This window comes from Nocardia arseniciresistens, assembly GCF_046764875.1.
Lineage (GTDB): Bacteria > Actinomycetota > Actinomycetes > Mycobacteriales > Mycobacteriaceae > Nocardia > Nocardia arseniciresistens.
Genome location: NZ_JBKORD010000007.1, coordinates 75,070 through 94,201 on the forward strand (window position 1 = coordinate 75,070; position 19,132 = coordinate 94,201).

Genomic DNA, 19,132 nt, shown 5'->3' on the forward strand with positions numbered 1-19,132 from the left:
GCTTCCAATTCCGGCAATATCGTGTTGTGCCGCAAATCGATTCCGACAACATCGGCACCGATCGGGGCTTCCAGATCGGGCAATATCGTGTTGTGCCGCAAATCGGTTCCGACAATATCTGCAGGGATCGAAATTTCGTCGGGGATCTCGAATGTTCCCACGCTCGGGATCGTCACCGGCTGGGCCGCTGCCTGACCGGAATTCAGCAGCATTGCCATGAAGGCGACAGCTCCTGCAGCAAGCGCCCAAAGAACAGCGCGCCGCAGGAAGCTAAAATATCGGACGTCGGTAGTTGATGCCATGATACGGTCCTCCGATTTTCATATCGACTGCCGATGATGGGCCGCGCGACGCCGTATTTCTTGACGTGCAGGGCTTCACCAAGACCTCGAACTGATTCGAATACCATCACGGTGATCTGTTAACAGCGGATCCGATCCGAGCGCCTACCTTTCGGCACATAGCGCACGCCGCAAAGCGCAACACACTTAAATTTCGATAACGAAACAATAACTACTTTCGACGGCCGTGGCACTCTAATTCGAAGATCCATATTCCGCACAGCAATTTCGACCCGTTACGCAAAGGCCCCGCAGCGGAAATACATTCCACTGCGGGGCACGTCGACGTTGGATCTCAGGCGGTAATCTGCTCCTCGATCTGTTCCGCGATCGTGCGGAGTTTCGCTGCGAATTCGCGCGCCGCGACCGGGTCGCCGCTCGACCCCTTGACAACTCGCCGGGTCAGCGCGACGAGCCGCGATTCCATGGCGGTGAACATGTCCGCCGCTCGGTTGTTCGAATCGTCCGGCAATTCACCACGCAGCCACGCCTGGAGTCGCTCGACCACCGCGGCCTCGTCGTAACGCTCAGGAATGAGCGCGACCGCTTCCCGGAGCTTGCCCGCAGTGACCTTCACATCGGCGCCACCAGCGAGCGTGGTGTATATGGTGATCGCCGCGTCTTCGCCGTGTTCGGCAGCTACCGGCAGCAATTCGCGTACCTGCCCCTCGTTGATGGCAGGCGCCAGTGGGTGCAGCCGGGCGGCAAGCGGCCAGGCTCGAATGAGCTTGTGGGCGTATGACCGCTGCATATCCCACCGCTGTTCCACGTAATCGTCGAATGTCTCGTGGTCGTCGCGGTACAGCCGCCCGTCACGCACAATCTGCAGAGCTCGCCCGGCGGCCCAGAATGCGATGCGCAGCGTGTCGATCGACGACTCGCACAATGTCAACTGCGACCGCTCCCGCTCGCTCAGCGGGCCATCACCGGCGACGGGCACCGGCATGGTCAAGACATTCAGACCCGGGGCCGGTGCCGGGGCTTGTTCCCGGGGCGGCTCCGGGGCTTGCTCCGGGGGCGCGGCGGAGGCGACGGAAGCCGGCGCGACCACCTCGGTAGCACCCCGCCGCCGCCATTCGGCGTCGCGCAGCGGCGAAACCGGCGGAGTGTGCTCAGCACCGTCGGCCAGCGGATTGAGGCCGCCTATCAAACCCTTCCTACGTTGGGGAGGCATCAGGCAGGCACCTCCACCGCGACCCGATATGCGCTCACCAGCTCGTCGCCCACCTGCCGATACTCTCCCAGATCTTCGATCGGGTTCTCGGCACCGTCACCGACCTCCCCGTCGGCCGCCTCTCGATACCATTTCCAAGAGCTCAAATACGTTTGGAATACGTCATACCCAGCGCTCTCCAGATTCCCCCGTTGCGTCCGGTATTCGGTCGAGATATTCACGCCGTTCTTCATCGTCACCGGAACCTTGGTCATCAGGACTCGCACTCGAATCTCCCGATTGCCTTCGGCCGCCGCCTCCTCGGCGGCCCTATATGTACTCGGCACTCGTTTGACCTCAGAGGGGCTCACACTTGTCAGCAGTACGAGCTCATCGCTCGCGGGGATGGCAGCTTTGAATATTTCGGCCGACTCGCCACCGGCATCCACGATGATGACATCGAAATCGGCGGCATTGTCGGTGATGCAATCATTGACGTGCCTGGAAGGGAAAGCAATCAACTCGAACGGCACGTCGATTTCCCCCTTGATCAGCCGCCGATGCCACGAGTAGCCGGTTTGACTGAGCGGGTCGGCATCGATTACCAGCACCCGCAGCCCGTGAATCGAAGCGAAGTAACTTGCCAAGAAAAATGCTGATGTCGTCTTGCCGACACCGCCCTTGAGATTCCCCAGCGTAATAACCAGAGGTTCGGGCAGATCGAGTGTCGCAACAGAATTCGTCATGGACAGTCCTCCGAGGGTGAGGAGTTAAATTACTGTGCGGGGCAAGTTTCGCACAGCGCCGGCGAATTGCAGCTGATTGCGGCAGTCTATTTCGCGGGCGTGGCGCAAACCGCATGTGTCCAATTGGACACACTGCGTCCACTGGACGCTATTCTGATATTCACCGACTCCAGCCGCCTGCTCCGGCGCCAATCGGTGGCTCCGGGCACAGCAGCCTTGCCGCACGCGACACTCGTGCCGTACCGATTCCGGCGGGCCATTCGGCACGGAAGATGATTCGCAGTGGGGTCTAATCGCCGCCGCCGAAGACGATGACGACGTCGAAACCAGGTCGTGGACGGTGGATGAGGTCGATGCATTCCGCGAATCGGTGCGCACCGAGCGGCTGTACGCCTGCTGGCTGTTGTCCTGCTACGGGATGCGACGCAGCGAAGTACTCGCCGCTTGGTGGACACGGTTTGGCAAGTCCAAACTTCGCGTGAGGCGTGGCCGCGTGGCAGTCGGCACTGAGACCGAGGAGAACCTGCCCAAGTCCCGACGCAGCCGCCGCGACCGTCCCCCGCCACCCGATGTCACCGAAGCGCTGGATGCGCTCATGACGCTGCAGAAGACCGAATGCCGGGCAATGCGTATCCCGTGGACCGACGATCGGCTGATCGTGGTCCACGAGGACGGGACGCCGGTCAGGCCCGAGTGGTACAGCGACGCGGCCTGGCACGGCCACGACCCCGCGGTTTCCCTGTCCATCTACAGCGACGCACAACCCGAAGATCTGAAGGCCGCAGGCGCCGCGCTCTTCAAGTGATTCAAGAGCGTTGGCACGCTGGGGGTCCCACCAAAGGTAGGTGAGTGATGGAATGGCTTCTGACCTGGAGCCGCCTGCGAGAATCGAACTCGCGACCTTTTCATTACGAGTGAAGCGCTCTACCGACTGAGCTAAGGCGGCGTGCCTTTCGGCGTCGCGAGTCTATCGCCTCGGCGGGCGGATCGCGAAAACGGCTGGTCATCGCAGCGCGAACGGCAGACCCGACCGCAGCGGCCGGCCAGTTCTCGGTCGGATGCAGGCGCCCGGTCAGCGCGCCACGGCACGCAGCCGCAGCGCCCGCGGAGCGAGCACAAATCGGGGTGCGGCCCGAACAGGATCGTCGGAGACTGCTTCGAAGCGCCATTTCGAGGCGATGGTGGCCAAAGTGAGGGTCGCTTCGGCCAGGGCGAAGCTGTCACCGAGACACTTACGCGCACCGGCCCCGAAGGGGAACAGCGCGTGCAGAGCCCGCCGGTCGTAGTTCCGGTCCGGGTCGAATCGCTCCGGATCCGGATAGATATCGGCGCGGTGATGCATCAGATAGGGGCTGCATAGCAGCGTAGCTCCTACCGGAATGTGGTATCCGCCCAGTTCAGTGCCAGTCCGCGCGACGCGAGTAAGAGCCCAGGCCGGGGGATACAGCCGGAGGGTTTCCGTGATGACGCGCCTGGTGAGCTCGAGCGCGGGCAGGTCGGCGGCCGTCGGGGTACGACCGGCCAGCACCGTGTCGGTCTCCCGGTGCAGTCGTTCCGCGATATCCGGATGTTCGGTCAGCAGATGCAGCGCCCATGTCAAAGTGGCCCCGACGGTATCGACTGTCGCCGCCAGGAAGTTCATCACCTGGTCCACCAGCTCCGTTTCGGAAGGCCCGTCGCCGTTCTCGTCGCACTCAGCCTTCAGAACAGACAGGATGACACCAGGGTCGGTGGTCGGCGAACCGGTCACGATGGCGGCACCGAGATTGCGCATGCGGGCTACCGCTTCGTCGAAACGACGCCTTCCCGGAGTCGGAAGCCCGTCCAGCAGCGATGGAAGAATAATGCGCCGATACACCCCTGACAAGAAGATGTCGAGGTCACGTGTCACTTGGGTGATGCGGTGAGCGGGTAGCTCGGTCGCGAACATCGTCGCACAGCTGATCCGCGTGGTGATCGCGTACATCGCCGCCATCACATCGACGACCTCGCCATCTCGCCAGGTTTCGATCACTGTCGTGACCTGCTCGGGCATCATCTCGGTATAGCCGCGCAGCAAATCCTTATGGAATGCGGGTTGCACCAACCGACGCTGGCGGCGATGGTCGACATGGCTACAAGTGGCCACGCCGTTGCCGAGAAGGACGCTGAACCGTTCAGCGATCAGCCCGCCTTTATCGTAGGTCCGGTCGTCGACCAGAACCTGCTTCAACAGCTCCGGTTCACAGACCACGAATGCCCGCCACCGGCCTACCCCTATCGCCACGATGTCGCCGTGGGCGGGCAGTTCGGTCAACGCACGCAAGGGATTCCACAGCAACCGCAAGGTGCTGCCGAACAAACGAAACCGGCCCGGTGTGGTCGCAGTCGTCACCGTCTCGAGATTAGGCGCACGCGAGCCGATCTCCATTGCGGAGAACAAAGTTCGTGCGCTGCTGTGGTCCGGAAGCTGCCTACGCGCGGTCGGTGGCCGACTACTCGCCCACTCTCGGTCCGGGATCGACCGATTCGGGGCGCAGGTGCGGCGGCTGGTTCCTGGCTACGGTCCCCCGCCTATCGGGCGATCTCATCCGAACCAAAGCTATTGTCCCACAACAATATTCTGCGCATGTTGGTCATCGGATGACGGAATCGAGAGTGGTCGCCGCAGCACTCTGCCCGACTTCTGCGCCGGCAGTGTCCAGAAAGCCCGAGATGACCATCAGCCATCAGACGATCTACCGGTCGATCTACGTGACGGGGAGGGTCATGCCGATTGGGCGGATATGAGGGTTGCGACCATAGCGGCGAGAGCGAAGCGGGGCTTGACGTTGAGGTCCAGGGCCTCGCGGCAGGCCAGGACGGCCTCGACCGAGCGGAGCAGGCCCTCGGGGCGGACTCGATCGGCGAGATCATGGATCTGGTCGGAGAGGTCCGGGTGGGTGAGTGCGACGCCGGAACCGTTGCGCGCGGCGCCGAAGCGGACCGCGAGTGCGTCGCGGTACACGCCTGCGACGTCGATCAGGGCCCGGTCGAGCGCGTCGCGACCCGTTCGGGTCGCGCGGGACTTCTGTCTGCGCTCCAGGTCTTTCAATACTCCGGCCGAGCCACGAGTCGCGCCCGCGGCGCCCTTGCCGGTGCCACCGGCACCGAGCGCGGTCGCCAGCTCGTCCCGTTCGCGTTCGTCACGGGCCGCACTCATCTGTTTGGCCTCGTCGTCGGCGGACTTGACCAACTCGTCGGCCGCCGCATAGGCGGCACCTGGTCGCGCCACCGCCGCAGCCAACCCCACCGCACGCTGACGCCGCGCTCGCGCCTCCTCGTCGGTGGCAAGTCGTCGCGCGCGACCGACGTGCCCGCCGCTGATCGAGGCCGCCCAGGTGGCCGTCTTCTCGTCGAGTTTGTCGCGGTCCCGCAGCACCTGCGCGATGGCGGGCACCGACGGCGTCACCAGATGTACATGCCTGCATCGGGAGCGCAGCGTCACCGAGATGTCCTCGGGATCCACCGAAGGCGCGCACAGCAGGAACACCGTGCGATCCGGCGGTTCCTCGACCACCTTCAGTAATACATTGCCTGCCGCCTCGGTGAGCCGGTCGGCATCTTCGATGAGCACCACCTGCCAGCGGCCTGTGCTCGGCCGCCGCGACGCGATCTGCACGATCTCGCGCATTTCCTTGGTGCTGATACTCAAGCCCTCGGGAATCACCCGGCGCACATCACCGTGTGTCCCCGCCATCGTCGTCGTACAGGCATGGCAGCGGCCACACCCGGGAGTGCCCTCGTCGGTGCACTGCAACGCGGCCGCAAAGCACAGCGCCGCAACCGATCTGCCCGATCCGGGCGGGCCGGTGAACAACCACGAGTGCGTCATCGCGCCGGAAATATTGCCGCCACGGGCATCGATCGCGGCAGCAGTCAGTGTGGACTCGACCACATCTTGGCCGACCAGCCGATCGAAGACACCCGCCACGCCGTACACCCTAGCCGCCCCCACCGACACGATTATTCCGGCGCGGCCCCGCCCTATGCCGATGCCCGTCCAGTAGACCGGATCAGACCCGCTGATACGTGGTATTCGCGCCGTCGAGCGCCTCGCGGATGATGTCGGCGTGCCCGCTGTGATGGGTGATCTCGCGCAGGATGTGCAGCACCGTGGACCGCACCGTCCACCAGACCCGGTCGGGCGTCCAGGGGGTTGTCGGGGTGGGGATGGAGGTGTCCAGGCTCGCTTCGGAGCGGATCAGGTTCGCGGTCGCCTCGGCCACCGTTTCCCACTCGGCGAGCAGGCCCGCCACCGTTTCTTCGTCGGCCAAAACGTATTCGCCGTCGAACGTCGAGATGTCCAGCTCCGCGGTCTCGTCACGCTCTTCGATGACAGTCACCCAGTGCCGTTCGCAGTTGACAAGGTGATGCAGCAGACCGCCGAGGGTCAGCTCACTGGCCGTGGTGCGCAGCCTGGCCTGTTCATCGTCGATGCCACGCAGCGTGATACGGAACAGCTCGCGCTGACTGGCAAGCGCGGCAATGAGATCAATACGTTCCTGTTCGGTTGCCATCGGCGTCCTTTCGCGGTCGATAGGCGATCGGACCGAGGCTACGGCACATTCGCACCGCCGTCGCCCGACGACTCGGGCGACCGGGTGCGCTCAGGACTTCTCGGCCGCCGTTTTCTTCGCGGCCGTTTTCTTCACCGCGGTTTTAGTGGTCGTGGCCTTCTTGGCCGCAGTCGTCTTCTTGGCCGCGGTCTTCTTGGCTGGTGCCTTCTTGGCCACGGCCTTCTTCTTCACCGGTCCGCGCGCGCGCCGATCCGCGAGCAGTTCCGAGGCGCGCTCGTCGGTGATCGACTCGACCTCGTCGCCCTTGCGCAGGCTGGCGTTGGTCTCACCGTCGGTGACGTACGGGCCGAAACGCCCATCCTTGATCACCATCGGCTTGTCGGTGGCCGCGTCCTTACCGAGCTCGCGCAGCGACGCCGCGCTTGCGGCCTGCCTGCCGCGCCGCTTGGGCTCGGCGTAGATCTTCAACGCCTCCTCCAACGACACGGTGAACAGCTGAGCCTCATCGGTCAGCGAACGAGAGTCCGTGCCCTTCTTCAGGTATGGGCCGTAGCGACCGTTCTGCGCGGTGATTTCCGCGTTATCGGCCGGGTCGACACCGACAACGCGAGGCAACGACAAGAGTTTCAGAGCGTCGTCGAGGGTGATCGTGGCCAGATCCATTGTCTTGAACAATGATCCGGTGCGCGGCTTCGGCGCGACCGCCTTCTTCGCGGTCTTCTTTGCCGGCGCTGGTGTCTCCTCGGCGGGCGGATCCGGAAGCACCTCGGTGACGTACGGGCCGAAACGTCCTTCCTTGGCGACGATTTCGTGCCCGGTCACCGGATCCGTGCCGAGCGAGCGTCCCTCCTGCGGTGTGGAGAACAGCTTCTCGGCGACCTCGTTGGTCAGCTCGTCCGGCGGCAGATCGTCGGGCAGGTTGGCCCGCTGCGAGATCGAATCACCTTCGGGGTCATCCGGATTGGTGACCATCCGCTCGAGGTACGGACCGAACCGGCCGACCCGAACGACGACGTCGCGCCCCTCTTCGTCGGCAAACAACCTGATCGAGTTGACCTCGCGGGCATCGATCTCGTCGAGCCGTTCGCCGACCATCTTCTTCAGACCACCGGAGCGCGCCACCGAACCCTCGACGCCGTGATCACCGCCGAAATAGAAGCCGGACAACCAGTTTCCGCGTTGCTCACGCCCACCGGCGATGGCATCGAGGTCGTCCTCCATACCGGCTGTGAAGTCGAAGTCGACCAGTCTGCCGAAGTACGACTCCAGCAAACCGATCACCGCGAACGCCACCCACGACGGCACCAGCGCACTGCCGCGCTTGTAGACATAGCCGCGGTCGAGGATCGTCTTGATGATCGACGAATAAGTCGACGGGCGACCGATGCCGAGCTCTTCGAGCGTCTTGATCAGCGACGCCTCGGTGTATCGGGCAGGCGGATTGGTGCTGTGCCCATCAGGATTCAGCTCCGCCGCGGTGACACTCTGCCCCTCGTCGAGAGCGGGCAACCTGGATTCGGCGTCGTCGGACTGACCGCCTGCCTCTTCGTCAACACTCTCGACGTATGCCTTCAGGAAACCCGGGAAGGTCAGGGTGCGACCCGAGGCCGAGAACACGCATTCCTCGCCGGTGCTCGCGACGCCGGTGATGCGCAGCGTGAGGGTGGTACCCCTGGCGTCGGCCATCTGTGAGGCGACGGTGCGCTGCCAAATCAGCTCGTAGAGCCGGAATTCGTCATTGTCCAGCCGTGCGTGCAGCTGACCCGGCGTCTGGAAGGTATCGCCGGACGGGCGGATCGCCTCGTGTGCTTCCTGCGCGTTCTTCACCTTGCGGGTGTATTGACGCGGCGTCGGATGCACATACTCCGCACCGTAGAGCTGGGCCGCCTGTGACCTGGCCGCAGAGATCGCCGACTCCGACAATGTGGTCGAGTCGGTACGCATGTAGGTGATGTAGCCGTTTTCGTACAACCGCTGCGCGACCCGCATGGCCCGATCGGAGGTGAAACGCAGCTTGCGAGCCGCCTCCTGCTGCAGCGTGGATGTCATGAACGGCGGGTATGGCTTACGGGTATACGGCTTGGCTTCCGCGGAGGAAACCGCCAGGTCGGCACCCTCGAGCGCCGCGGAGAGCCGGCGCGCGTGCGCCTCATCCAGTACGACGACCCCACTGCCCTTGAGCTGCCCGTCCGGACCGAAGTCCCGGCCGCTCGCCACTCGGGCGCCCGCGACGTTGACCAGCCGCGCACCGAAAGTCCTCGGGTTGGTTGTGTCGCCGTTCTCCCCGCCCGCATCGAGCTTGGCCGCGATATCCCAGTATTCGGCGGAGCGGAATGCCATCCGCTCGCGTTCGCGCTGCACGATCACCCTGGTCGCGACGGACTGCACCCGGCCTGCCGACAACCGCGGCATGACCTTCTTCCACAACACGGGGCTGACCTCGTAGCCGTACAACCTGTCCAGGATGCGGCGAGTTTCCTGCGCGTCGACCAGATCGGTGTCGAGATCACGGGTGTCGGCCGCGGCGGCCAAGATGGCTGGCTCGGTGATCTCGTGGAACACCATGCGCCGGACCGGGACCTTCGGCTTGAGGGTCTCCAGCAGGTGCCAGGCGATGGCCTCGCCCTCGCGGTCGGGGTCGGTGGCCAGGTAGAGCTCGTCGGCGTCCTGCAACAGGCTCTTGAGCTCGGATACCTTGGCCTTCTTATCCGGGCTCACCACATAGATCGGCTCGAAGTCGTTATCGACATCGACGCCGAGGCGCGCCCAGGACTGGCCTTTGTACTTGGCAGGGACATCCGCCGCACCGCGTGGGAGGTCCCTGATATGACCAACCGAGGCCTCGACCGTGTAATTGGACCCCAAGTAGGGCGCAATCTTACGGGCCTTGGTCGGGGACTCGACGATCACGAGACGACGCAGGGGACGGCCCTGGTCGGCTGCACCGCGGTCTCGTGTTGCCACCGGCGAATACACCTTTCCTGTCGACCCGCGCGACGCTGTTCATGCACTGCGCGGCTGGGGCAAGCGGCGGCGACAGCTCTTGATGGCGCCACCAGACACGTTTATACCTTGACGCTCTGTGTGGTCGGGTGCTTGCGACCCGAACCACAGAGCGTACGCGCGTCATTGCCGATCAGTATGCCCTGTCTTTTTGCGGCACCTGCGACGCGCCGTGTTCGGAGCCTCGCATTTCGACGGTCGCCGCAACGGCTCCGACGTGCGTTGATCGTGCCGACAGGCCGAATGACATTGGTGCGCTTGGGTTGTGCGCGTGTCCGCTGTATCTGCCCCAGATATAGCTCGTCCCCCACCCCCGTTGCCGGTGGTGAGGGACGCGCTGCGGATCGTTGCGTGCTCAGCTGAGCGCGCGAACTCCGGTGGCCTGCGGACCCTTCGTGCCCTGGCCAACCTCGAACTCGACCTTCTGGTTTTCCTCGAGGGTACGGAAGCCGGACCCCTGGATCTCGGAGTAGTGGACGAAGACGTCAGCGGAGCCGTCCTCGGGCGCGATGAAGCCGAACCCCTTCTCCGCGTTGAACCACTTCACAGTTCCCTGTGCCATTCTGTTCCTTCTCTTTTCTACCGGAACGGTGGACAAGTAGGTTCGCCCACCGGGTCCGTTCCGATCGTTGTACTGTTGGTTCCCCCTGCAGGAAAGCACCAAGCACAGCGTTCGCAACATCGATCCTGCTGCGGTTTGGATTTGGATCCGTCCCTCGAACACAGAAGCTTGCGACCAGGAACCAGTGAACCATGTCTCCGAGCAATTCAACAGTCGAGTTACCGACAATTTGCAAAAAAGTTGATCTTGCGAATGCGCAGGTGAGGGACACAATGCCAGAATCCAGACTTGAGGTTCGTTTGCCTCCTGATAACCGAGCGAGCGTCTGGCTAACCGCCTGTGACCCAGGTCGCTATTGGGTATCGAAATGGCAGGTGAAGCTTCCAAAGCGCACACGTTTCACACTTTCTATGCGTGTCGCGGTGCCCGAGTCATGAATCCGGCAGAGCCGACAACCCAACCGCGCGCCGGCAACCACCTCAGCTACGGGGGATCGTTGCTGAATCGTGTCCTGGCCGGAGCACCCGGCGACGACTCCCGACTTACCCATGTCGTCGAGCTGCCCGCGCGGCTTGCGACCACGGCAACCTGGCCGGATTGGGCGGCGCCGGAGGTGGTCGAGGCCTTTCGCGGCGCCGGCATCACAGCACCGTGGACGCACCAGACCAAGACCGCGGACCTGGCGGTCGGCGGCGACCACGTCGTGGTCAGCACCGGTACGGCATCCGGCAAATCACTGGGCTATCAGCTGCCCGTCCTTACGGCGCTGCGCGCGGACCCGCGGGCTACCGCCCTGTATCTCGCGCCGACCAAGGCGTTGGGCGCCGATCAACTGCGTGCGGTGAACGAGCTGACACACGAAGGCGCGCTCCGGGATATTCATCCGGCCGCCTATGACGGTGATACCCCTGCCGAAATCCGGCAATGGGTGCGTGCGAACGGCCGCTGGATCTTCACCAATCCCGACATGCTGCACGTCGGCATCCTGCGCTCCCACCAGCGCTGGGCCAGGGTGCTGCGCAGGTTGCGCTACGTCGTAGTCGACGAATGCCACGCCTACCGGGGCGTCTTCGGCTCCCACGTCGCACTCGTGCTGCGCAGGCTTCGGCGCATCGCGGCGCATTACGGCGCCGAACCGATATTCGTACTGTGCTCGGCGACAACAGCCGACCCCGCGGCCGCCGCATCCCGGCTGATCGGCGCGCCCTGCGTCGCGGTCACCGAGGACGGATCACCACAGGGCCCGCGCACCGTCGCACTGTGGGAGCCGCCCCTGCTCACCGCTGTGACCGGCGAGAATGGTGCTCCCGTTCGACGCTCGGCCACTTCGGAGGCGGCGCGGATCATGGCGGATCTGGTGGTCGAGGGCGCCCGAACGCTGACCTTCGTCCGGTCACGCAGGGCAGCCGAGCTGACCGCCATGGAAACGCGCAGGCTGCTCGCCGAGACCGACCCTGACCTCACCGAACGGGTTGCCGCATATCGCGCGGGCTATCTGGCGGAGGACCGACGGGACCTGGAGACCGCACTGTCCACCGGGGCGCTGCTCGGCGCGGCCACCACCAATGCGCTCGAGCTCGGTCTCGATATCGCGGGGCTCGACGCAGTGGTGATCTCCGGATTCCCCGGCACCGTCGCCTCGTTCTGGCAGCAGGCCGGACGCGCGGGACGCCGCACTCAGGGCTCTCTGGTACTCCTCGTGGCCAGGGACGATCCGCTCGACACCTTCCTCGTGCACCATCCGGAGGCGCTGCTGGACAAGCCGGTCGAGGCCACCATCACCGACCCGCACAACCCATACGTGCTCGGTCCGCAACTGTTGTGCGCGGCGCTGGAGCTGCCACTGACCGATGCCGAGGTCGACGCACTCGACGCTCGCGAACTGCTCACTGATCTCGCAGGTCAGGGACTGATACGCCGCCGTGTGATCGCCGAGGCGAAGGGTGGTGCGCGCTGGTATGTCACCGCGGAAACGCAGCCGCACGATGCCGTCGACGTGCGCGGCGGCATCGGCACGCCGGTCGCGATCGTCGACGGCGAGACCGGCAGGCTGCTCGGTACCGCGGATGCTGGACGCGCCCACGCAACACTGCACGAGGGCGCGGTTCACCTGCATCAAGGCGATACCTACGTCGTCGATGAGCTGGACCTGGACGAGGGTGTCGCCTTCGTGCACGCCGGCGATCCCGGCTGGACCACCAGCGCGCGACAGGTCACCTCCATCGCGGTCGACGCGATGACCGAGCAGCACGCCCACGGCCGGGTGACCACCGCCTTGGCGCACGTGAGGGTGACCAGCCAGGTCATCGGCTATTTGCGCACCCTGTTCAACGGCGAGGTCCTCGATCTGGTCGAGCTGGATCTGCCCGCGCAGACACTGCCGACCCGTGCGGTTCTGTACACCGTGACGCCCGATCTCCTGGCCGTGGCAGGCATCGATCCGCAGCAGGCGCCGGGCGCGCTTCATGCCGCCGAGCACGCGGCAATCGGCCTGTTACCGCTGGTAGCGACCTGCGACCGCTGGGATATCGGGGGTGTATCCACCGCCGAACATCCGGACACCGGCCTGCCGACCGTGTTCGTCTACGACGGACAGCCCGGGGGCGCCGGCTTCGCCGAGCGAGGTTTCGCGCAGCTGCGGCGCTGGTTGTCGGCGACCCTCTCGGTCATCGACTCCTGTGCCTGCGCGGCAGGCTGTCCATCCTGCGTTCAGTCACCCAAGTGCGGCAACGGCAATCACCCGCTGGACAAAGCTGGTGCGGGACGCCTGCTCACGGCGGTACTAGCCGAGCTCGGCACCAGCCCATGACCTTCTCTACGGCAGGTCGCGCGGCCGAGCTCGATCCGTGACGGGGTATCGATATGGCCGGATGGTCACCAGAACTCAACGGCAGGCCCGCGCGGCGGTACCTGAGGTGCGGGGACGACCGAATAAAGAGGAATAAATTCATGTTAACTGAGGTATTGCCACAGACTTTCCCTCGCGACATGCGCATTCATTTATTGCTTTGTCCGGTAACTTGCGGGAATTGATGTGGGACCACAATTATCCGACCATTCGAATTACCGAATTACACCATGTTGAGCTACCACGCATGAGTGCGTGTACACACGGGTCACAGTTCATCTTCTACCGGACCCGCACGAGCGACAGCTCGAACAGACCACTTTCCGTACAGACCCATTGGTCCATTCCGTACGACAGTGACGGTGACATCCCACTGCGCGACTTCGCACTCCTGAATCCCCACTTGCATGCGTCGCGCGATCTCTGACGCGAGCGCACAACCGGCCTCCGCTCCTTGCTCCAGTGCACCCGCCGCGGCCAATGCCCCAAGATCCGCCGCGGCTTGCGCACGATGCCTCGCCACCACCACAACACCGACCTGAGCAACCAGCAGCGTCGCCCCGATCAGCCCCGCAAGCGCGAGGCAGGCCAACACCGTCGCACCGCCTTCGTCCGCCCGACGCACACCGAGCCCGCGCGCGCCCCGGACACCCTTACGATCTCCGCCCGCCGCAGGCGCACGGCCCACGTCTTGCCCGCCCAGAACGGCACGCCATAGACTCGCCGCCGCACGCCGCAGGCTCTGGTGTGCCGGCGAGCGCGCCGTGACCTGGATCGGTCGTGCGCACTCACTCACTGAACGACTCCCGGCTCGAGTACCGCAACAGCCTCGGCACGCAGGTCCAACAGCGGCAGTAGGACGGAGCGCGCGGTGACGACCGCGATTACCCGATCACCTTCGTTGCGCACGGCGATGTCGGCGGCGGGCGGGGCGATCCGCTCGGCCGCCGACATCGCATTCGATTGATCGCCCCTTGCGGTGAGCCGCGCTGCCTCACGAGCGGCATCGACACAGCGCACCTGTGTCGATGCCGCGAGGAGTGCACCCAGGCACAGCACTACCGCGACAACGATGGCGGCGAACGCGATCGCGGCTTCGACCGTCACCGACCCCCGCTCATCACCGAGAACCGTTGAACCGCAACTCTTTACCAGCCTCGCTACACCGCGGTGTTCAGCGCCCGATCGATGATCTTCGTCAACGCGTTCACTATGCTGTCGCCCGTAACCACCCCGTAGAGAACAGCACCGAAGGCGGCTGCCGCGATCGTCCCGATCGCGTACTCGGCGGTACTCATGCCATCGTCGGCGACCGCCATGCGCACCAGTCGCGCTCTCAACTCCACATATACGGTGTCCAGCCGATGCAGCGCCCGATCCGTCATCTGCTCGATTCGCATCGTCTTCCCCTCTCTCTCCAGCCCGTGCGGCCGATCCGCACGAACAAGCCCTCCCCGGCATCGCAACATGCTCGGCCGCAACAACACTCCGCAGAGTTTTCGCTACCCGGCGGGACGCTCCCCCCATCGCAACAGCACTCCGCGAACGTCGCCCCAACCCGTCGGGCGGCCAGTCGGTCGCAACAACGCTGCACCCGCACCCCACTCCCCCACGGGACACCCGGTCGGCCGCAACGACACTGCAACCGCACCCCACTCCCCCACAGGACACCCGGTCGGCCGCAACGACACTGCATACGCACCCCACGATCTCGCCGCACGCCGAGCTCCTGCTTCGCTCGCTCACAGCAGCCCACCACCCAGGACCCGGCCTGCGAGGCCGATCACCACGGGCACAATGCCCAGGCAGATGAATGCGGGCAGGAAACAGAGGCCGAGCGGGCCGCTGATCATCACGCCGGCCCGCTCGGCACGTGCCGCCGCCGCATCTTCCATCGCGCCACGACGCTGTTCGGCCAGTTCGCCGACCGCCAGCGCCAGCGAGGCGCCCGAACGAGCCGACCGTCGCGCCATCCGCGCAAGCGACTCGACCTCTTCCGCCCCGGGCTTACCCACGGCGTCCTGCGCCGCGCGGCCCCACGCCGTCGCGGCGTCCGCCCCCAACGCCAGGAGATCGGCGGCCCGCCGAAGCGCGTCGCCGAGCACCGCGGGAGCACCCGGCGCCACCGCCCGCGCCGCACCCACCATCGGCAACCCCGCCCGTAGACACGCGGCAAGTAGATCGAACACCGAAGCAACCGCCAACGGATCGTCCGCACCTCCCCGCCCGGCCACCACCGACGGCTCCGCCCCCTGCCCGCGCAACCTCCGCAACCTTCGAGTCACCGCCACTCGCCCAGGTAGCACCAGAAGCGCCGCCGCCGACAACAACACCGCCCCACCAGCAATCCCGGTCACTGCTCCCCTCCCTTTCATCGAGCTGCCACCCGCCCACACCGGTCGAGTCACTACACCCTTCTCAGGCCAAGCCATTTCGGGCGAACACCTCTCGGACGATCCATCGACCGCACGCCTCGACGAACAGACGAGAACCTCCTTCCCCGGCTCATACGAGCACCTTTCGGGTGATCGCGTCTGTCCATAGCAGGCCCGCGCATGCCAGACCGGTGCCGAGTGGAAGCAGCACGGCGCCCGCGGAGGAGGCGAACAACACGTTCAGCGGTGCTGCGCCCATCAGTTGGCCGAGCGCGATGCCGAGTAGGGGGAGACCGGCGAGGACTGCGGCGGTGGCGCGGGCTCCGGCCAGGGCGGCGGCGGTGCGGCCGCGAAAACGGATGCGCCCGAGGAGATCTGTGCGGGCGGCGGATAGCAGTTCGGCTAGGGCCAGGCCGTGGTGTTCGGCGACCCGCCACGCGTCGGCTATCCCAGCCAGTTCCGTGGCTACCACGGAACTCAGGTCTCGCAGGCCGTCGGCACCTGAGCCGCCCAGTCGGCTGCGGGCCGCGCTGACGGCGAACGCGTGTGCCGCCTCGCCGCGAGATTCGTTTGCCGCGGCCGCGGCGGCGGCGCTCGGGTGGGCGCCTACTCGCAGTTCGCCGATGACGGCATCGACCGCGTCGAGCAGGTGAGCGCATTCGGTATGGCGCAGGCGGTCACGGCGAGCGCGACTGATCCGGATAACAGCGGTGCCCGTCACCAGGGCAGCGGCGATGAGAGGACCGATGCCCGCGGCTGCCGTCGCCGCGATGCCGCCGACGATTGCCACTCGAAACAAGCTGTTGCGCTGAGGTTTTCGAGCGACATCGGAGGCGACGAACAGTGCGATGAAACGTCGGCGGTGTATCGATGCCGGCGCGCTGAGTAGCGCGAGGGCCAGGCAGATCAATGCGGCGATCATCGGTCGAGCCGTTCGGCGAGCAGGGCGGACAGTTCAGCGGCGGCCGCAGCTGGGCCATCGTCCGCGCGCCAGGCCGCCACGATGCGCACCCGCCCGCTCTCATCGGGCTGGACCACGCCGATCTCGCGCAATCCGCGAGAACCGTCCGATCTCCGGTGCACGTGCAGTACCACCTGCACTGCGGCGGCGAGCTGACTGTGCAGCGCGGCGCGGTCCATGCCACCCAGTGCCGCAAGAGCTTCCAATCGCGCGGGAACCTCCTGGGGCGAGTTCGCGTGCACAGTGCCCGCGCCACCGTCATGCCCGGTGTTCAGTGCCGTGAGCAGGTCGACGACCTCGGCACCGCGCACCTCACCGACAACGATCCGGTCCGGCCGCATCCGCAGCGCCTGGCGTACCAGGTCCCGCACTGTCACCTCGCCGACGCCTTCGACATTCGCGGTTCGCGCAACCAAACGAACGACATGGGGATGCGGCGGCGCGAGTTCTGCCGCGTCCTCGACACAGATGATCCGTTCTTCGGGATCGACCTTGGCGAGCAGCCCGGACAGCAGCGTGGTCTTCCCGGCACCGGTCCCTCCGACGACAAGAAACGCCAATCTGGCCCGAATAATCCGCTCCAGCAGCAGTTTCGCCTCAGGGGCCACCGCGCCGGAAGCCGCTAGCGCATCCAACCCCTGCGTTGCGGGGCGCAGGACACGTAGTGACACACAGGTGCCACCGTGCGCCACCGGCGCCAATACCGCGTGGAGCCGGACACCGAAGGAATCCCCGAGCGCCCCTTCCCTTCCCGAAAGCCTGCCGTCGACCCATGGCTGCGCGTCGTCGAGCCGCCGACCCGCGGAGAGAGCCAGCCGCTGCGCCAGCCTGCGCACCGCGGCCTCATCAGGGAAGGTGACCGAGGTTTTCCGCAGTCCGTGTCCCCGGTCTATCCAGACCGCATCCGGCGCTGTCACCAGGACATCGGCGACCTGTGGATCGTGCAACAGCGGTTCGAGTACCCCGGCCCCGGTCATCTCCGTCTGCAACAACCGCAGTGCGCGCAGCAGATCCGTATCACCGAGCACTCCGCCCGCCTCGGCCCGAATAGCGGCGGCCACCTGAGCGGGGTCCGGATCTCCTGCCCCACCGGCGAGGCGTTCCCGAACACGGTCCAGCAGTTCGGGTGTCACCAATGGGCTCATCGCCGACCCCGCCCTGTCGGCGCGCTCAGGACCTCGAGCACCGCATCTGCCGCGTCTCGAAGTGGTCCTCGGCGACGGACGGTCAGGCCGCCGCGTTCGAGGCGGGCTGCGAGGCCCGGTTGGGCTCGGACCGCCGCGAGCAGTGGCAGGTCGAGTACCTCGGCGACCTCGTTTCCCCGTAGCCCGCCGGGTGCTGGGCCGCGTACTACCAAGCCCTGGTTCGGGTTTCGCCGACCGATGTAGGCGGCAACGGATTGCGCGGCGGCCATCGCACGCAGCCTGGCCGGAACCACCAGCACCACGAGGTCGGCCGAGTCGAGCATTTGGTCGGTGTGTGGACCGCGCTCACCGGATACGTCGCAGACCACCAAATCGCCTGCGGTACGGCCTGCTTCGACTACCGCACGGACCGCGGCCGGGCCGACCGCGCTCGGCAAGCGCCCGGCACCACCGCGGCCGCAGGACAGCACGGCGAGCCCGGGCACCGCCGCGGGCAGCGCATTGTGCAGCGCGGCAGCGGACACCCTTCCGTCCTCGATGACCAGATCCGGCCATCGAAGACCGGCGACCATCTCGATGCCGAGCAGCAGGTCGAGGCCACCGCCGAGCGGTGCGCCGTCGACGAGGACGGTGTCGGGCCGGAACCGTTCAGCGGCCGCGCGCAGCGCCGTCGCGGCCGCCAATGTGGACGCGCCCGCACCGCCGCCCGCACCGGCGATCGCGACGACTACACCTTCCCCGACACGGTTTTCACCGTGCTCAGCAAACTTCTCGATAAGCCCCACCGCGGCACCGGGGAGCGCGATCACCCGCTCCGCTCCGACCGCGGCCGCCACCTGCCAATCAGGCAGATCGGGCTCACCATCGGTCACCAGAACGACGCCGACACGCCGCAGATATCCGGCCGCCGCGCACTCTTCGGCGGCCGTAGTGTCGAGAATCACCAGCGGCGCGCCGGTCCAGGCGTGCCTACCCACCGGCAGTTCGCGTTCGTCGAGCGCGCGTTCCGCGGCCGCCGCGACCCGGCGCACCTCGTCGCGAAGTCGGGTATCGCAGATGAGCACAAGGGCCGGCGACGTTGTCACCGGCTGCGCAGCGTCGAAATCCATGCAGGTCAGCGTGGTCGAAACGGAGGCGGTACAGAAGAGGCAATATGCAGAATGTGGATAACTCCGGGGGTGTGGATAAATCCGGAGTAGAAGGGAGGGTGAACCGTCCCTTGGATAGAGGACGGCCCCAGCCGGGGGGGGAGGAGGCTGGGGCCGTCGGGTTCAGCCCCGGGGGGTCGGGCTGAACGCGCCTGGACTATGTCCAGGTGCCAGCAATACTACACCCAAGCCCTGGCCACAACGCAAGTCTGTGGTTGGACAATTTTATGCCTGTCACCGGCCCGGCGTCTCCAGGGCAAACTCCTAGAATGGCCGTCACCGCAGTGCGCTTGGCGTAGCGGAGGCGGAGTC

The 19,132-nt window shown here is 65.7% G+C and carries 16 protein-coding genes and 1 tRNA gene; 2 read left to right on the forward strand and 15 right to left on the reverse strand.

Features of this window, described 5'->3' with window-relative positions; genetic code table 11:
- Positions 1–636: 636 nt before the first annotated feature.
- Both ACLMAJ_RS14330 and ACLMAJ_RS14335 read right to left on the reverse strand, forming a co-directional pair.
- A complete protein-coding gene (locus tag ACLMAJ_RS14330; protein ID WP_412014153.1) occupies positions 637–1,515 on the reverse strand; it encodes a hypothetical protein in 879 nt (292 codons plus the stop codon).
- Positions 1,515–2,240, reverse strand: a complete 726-nt coding sequence (locus ACLMAJ_RS14335; protein ID WP_412014154.1) for a ParA family protein — start codon at positions 2,238–2,240, stop codon at positions 1,515–1,517. Before ACLMAJ_RS14335 ends, ACLMAJ_RS14330 begins: the two co-directional genes overlap by 1 nt.
- A 493-nt stretch (positions 2,241–2,733) precedes the next feature.
- On the opposite strand from ACLMAJ_RS14335, the gene ACLMAJ_RS14340 reads away from it, so the two are divergent.
- Entirely contained in the window at positions 2,734–3,045 is a 312-nt protein-coding gene (locus tag ACLMAJ_RS14340; RefSeq protein WP_412014155.1) for a hypothetical protein, read from the forward strand.
- A 65-nt stretch (positions 3,046–3,110) separates the two neighbouring features.
- Here ACLMAJ_RS14340 and ACLMAJ_RS14345 read toward each other — a convergent pair.
- The 6 genes from ACLMAJ_RS14345 to ACLMAJ_RS14370 form a co-directional block, all read right to left on the reverse strand.
- Positions 3,111–3,186, reverse strand: a tRNA-Thr gene (locus ACLMAJ_RS14345).
- Between the two features lie 126 nt (positions 3,187–3,312).
- Positions 3,313–4,614 carry a cytochrome P450 gene (locus ACLMAJ_RS14350; protein ID WP_412014156.1) on the reverse strand — a complete coding sequence of 434 codons (1,302 nt, stop codon included), beginning with the start codon at positions 4,612–4,614 and terminating at the stop codon, positions 3,313–3,315.
- Positions 4,615–4,986: 372 nt separating this feature from the next.
- A complete protein-coding gene (locus ACLMAJ_RS14355) occupies positions 4,987–6,192 on the reverse strand; it encodes a DNA polymerase III subunit delta' (protein WP_412014157.1) in 1,206 nt (401 codons plus the stop codon).
- Positions 6,193–6,274: 82 nt separating this feature from the next.
- Positions 6,275–6,778 (reverse strand): DinB family protein, encoded by a 504-nt coding sequence (locus tag ACLMAJ_RS14360; RefSeq protein WP_412014158.1) that lies wholly within the window; start codon positions 6,776–6,778, stop codon positions 6,275–6,277.
- A gap of 90 nt (positions 6,779–6,868) precedes the next feature.
- Positions 6,869–9,688, reverse strand: coding sequence for a type I DNA topoisomerase (gene topA / locus ACLMAJ_RS14365; protein WP_412014425.1), 2,820 nt, complete (start codon positions 9,686–9,688; stop codon positions 6,869–6,871).
- A gap of 448 nt (positions 9,689–10,136) precedes the next feature.
- Positions 10,137–10,343: a cold-shock protein gene (locus tag ACLMAJ_RS14370; RefSeq protein ID WP_011206895.1), complete on the reverse strand. Its 207-nt coding sequence runs from the start codon at positions 10,341–10,343 to the stop codon at positions 10,137–10,139.
- Positions 10,344–10,776: 433 nt separating this feature from the next.
- Between ACLMAJ_RS14370 and ACLMAJ_RS14375 the strand changes: the two genes are divergently transcribed.
- Complete coding sequence (locus ACLMAJ_RS14375; protein WP_412014159.1) at positions 10,777–13,152, forward strand: DEAD/DEAH box helicase; 2,376 nt, start codon at positions 10,777–10,779, stop codon at positions 13,150–13,152.
- 307 nt (positions 13,153–13,459) lie between these two features.
- Here ACLMAJ_RS14375 and ACLMAJ_RS14380 read toward each other — a convergent pair whose 3' ends face one another.
- The 7 genes from ACLMAJ_RS14380 to ssd all read right to left on the reverse strand — a co-directional run bounded on the left by ACLMAJ_RS14380 (position 13,460) and on the right by ssd (position 18,781).
- Positions 13,460–13,987 (reverse strand): Rv3654c family TadE-like protein, encoded by a 528-nt coding sequence (locus tag ACLMAJ_RS14380; RefSeq protein WP_412014160.1) that lies wholly within the window; start codon positions 13,985–13,987, stop codon positions 13,460–13,462.
- The gene (locus ACLMAJ_RS14385; RefSeq protein WP_412014161.1) at positions 13,984–14,298 is read right to left on the reverse strand and encodes a TadE family type IV pilus minor pilin; all 315 of its coding nucleotides are present in this window, start codon (positions 14,296–14,298) and stop codon (positions 13,984–13,986) included. Before ACLMAJ_RS14385 ends, ACLMAJ_RS14380 begins: the two co-directional genes overlap by 4 nt.
- Before the next feature lie 53 nt (positions 14,299–14,351).
- The gene (locus ACLMAJ_RS14390; RefSeq protein ID WP_412014162.1) at positions 14,352–14,591 is read right to left on the reverse strand and encodes a DUF4244 domain-containing protein; all 240 of its coding nucleotides are present in this window, start codon (positions 14,589–14,591) and stop codon (positions 14,352–14,354) included.
- Positions 14,592–14,933: 342 nt separating this feature from the next.
- Positions 14,934–15,566 carry a type II secretion system F family protein gene (locus ACLMAJ_RS14395; protein WP_412014426.1) on the reverse strand — a complete coding sequence of 211 codons (633 nt, stop codon included), beginning with the start codon at positions 15,564–15,566 and terminating at the stop codon, positions 14,934–14,936.
- 130 nt (positions 15,567–15,696) lie between these two features.
- Positions 15,697–16,488, reverse strand: a complete 792-nt coding sequence (locus ACLMAJ_RS14400; RefSeq protein WP_412014163.1) for a type II secretion system F family protein — start codon at positions 16,486–16,488, stop codon at positions 15,697–15,699.
- Positions 16,485–17,672, reverse strand: coding sequence for a TadA family conjugal transfer-associated ATPase (locus tag ACLMAJ_RS14405; protein ID WP_412014164.1), 1,188 nt, complete (start codon positions 17,670–17,672; stop codon positions 16,485–16,487). Before ACLMAJ_RS14405 ends, ACLMAJ_RS14400 begins: the two co-directional genes overlap by 4 nt.
- A complete protein-coding gene (gene ssd / locus ACLMAJ_RS14410) occupies positions 17,669–18,781 on the reverse strand; it encodes a septum site-determining protein Ssd (RefSeq protein WP_412014165.1) in 1,113 nt (370 codons plus the stop codon). The genes ACLMAJ_RS14405 and ssd overlap by 4 nt, the downstream gene beginning before the upstream one ends.
- Positions 18,782–19,132 lie beyond the last annotated feature (351 nt).

Coding starts and splice junctions, on each gene's coding strand:
- ACLMAJ_RS14330 (WP_412014153.1), bottom strand. CDS start 1,515: ATGCCTCCCCAACGTAGGAAGGGTTTGATAGGCGGCCTCAATCCGCTG.
- ACLMAJ_RS14335 (WP_412014154.1), bottom strand. CDS start 2,240: ATGACGAATTCTGTTGCGACACTCGATCTGCCCGAACCTCTGGTTATT.
- ACLMAJ_RS14360 (WP_412014158.1), bottom strand. CDS start 6,778: ATGGCAACCGAACAGGAACGTATTGATCTCATTGCCGCGCTTGCCAGT.
- ACLMAJ_RS14370 (WP_011206895.1), bottom strand. CDS start 10,343: ATGGCACAGGGAACTGTGAAGTGGTTCAACGCGGAGAAGGGGTTCGGC.
- ACLMAJ_RS14375 (WP_412014159.1), top strand. CDS start 10,777: ATGAATCCGGCAGAGCCGACAACCCAACCGCGCGCCGGCAACCACCTC.
- ACLMAJ_RS14390 (WP_412014162.1), bottom strand. CDS start 14,591: ATGCGAATCGAGCAGATGACGGATCGGGCGCTGCATCGGCTGGACACC.
- ACLMAJ_RS14395 (WP_412014426.1), bottom strand. CDS start 15,566: ATGAAAGGGAGGGGAGCAGTGACCGGGATTGCTGGTGGGGCGGTGTTG.
- ACLMAJ_RS14400 (WP_412014163.1), bottom strand. CDS start 16,488: ATGATCGCCGCATTGATCTGCCTGGCCCTCGCGCTACTCAGCGCGCCG.
- ACLMAJ_RS14405 (WP_412014164.1), bottom strand. CDS start 17,672: ATGAGCCCATTGGTGACACCCGAACTGCTGGACCGTGTTCGGGAACGC.
- ssd (WP_412014165.1), bottom strand. CDS start 18,781: ATGGATTTCGACGCTGCGCAGCCGGTGACAACGTCGCCGGCCCTTGTG.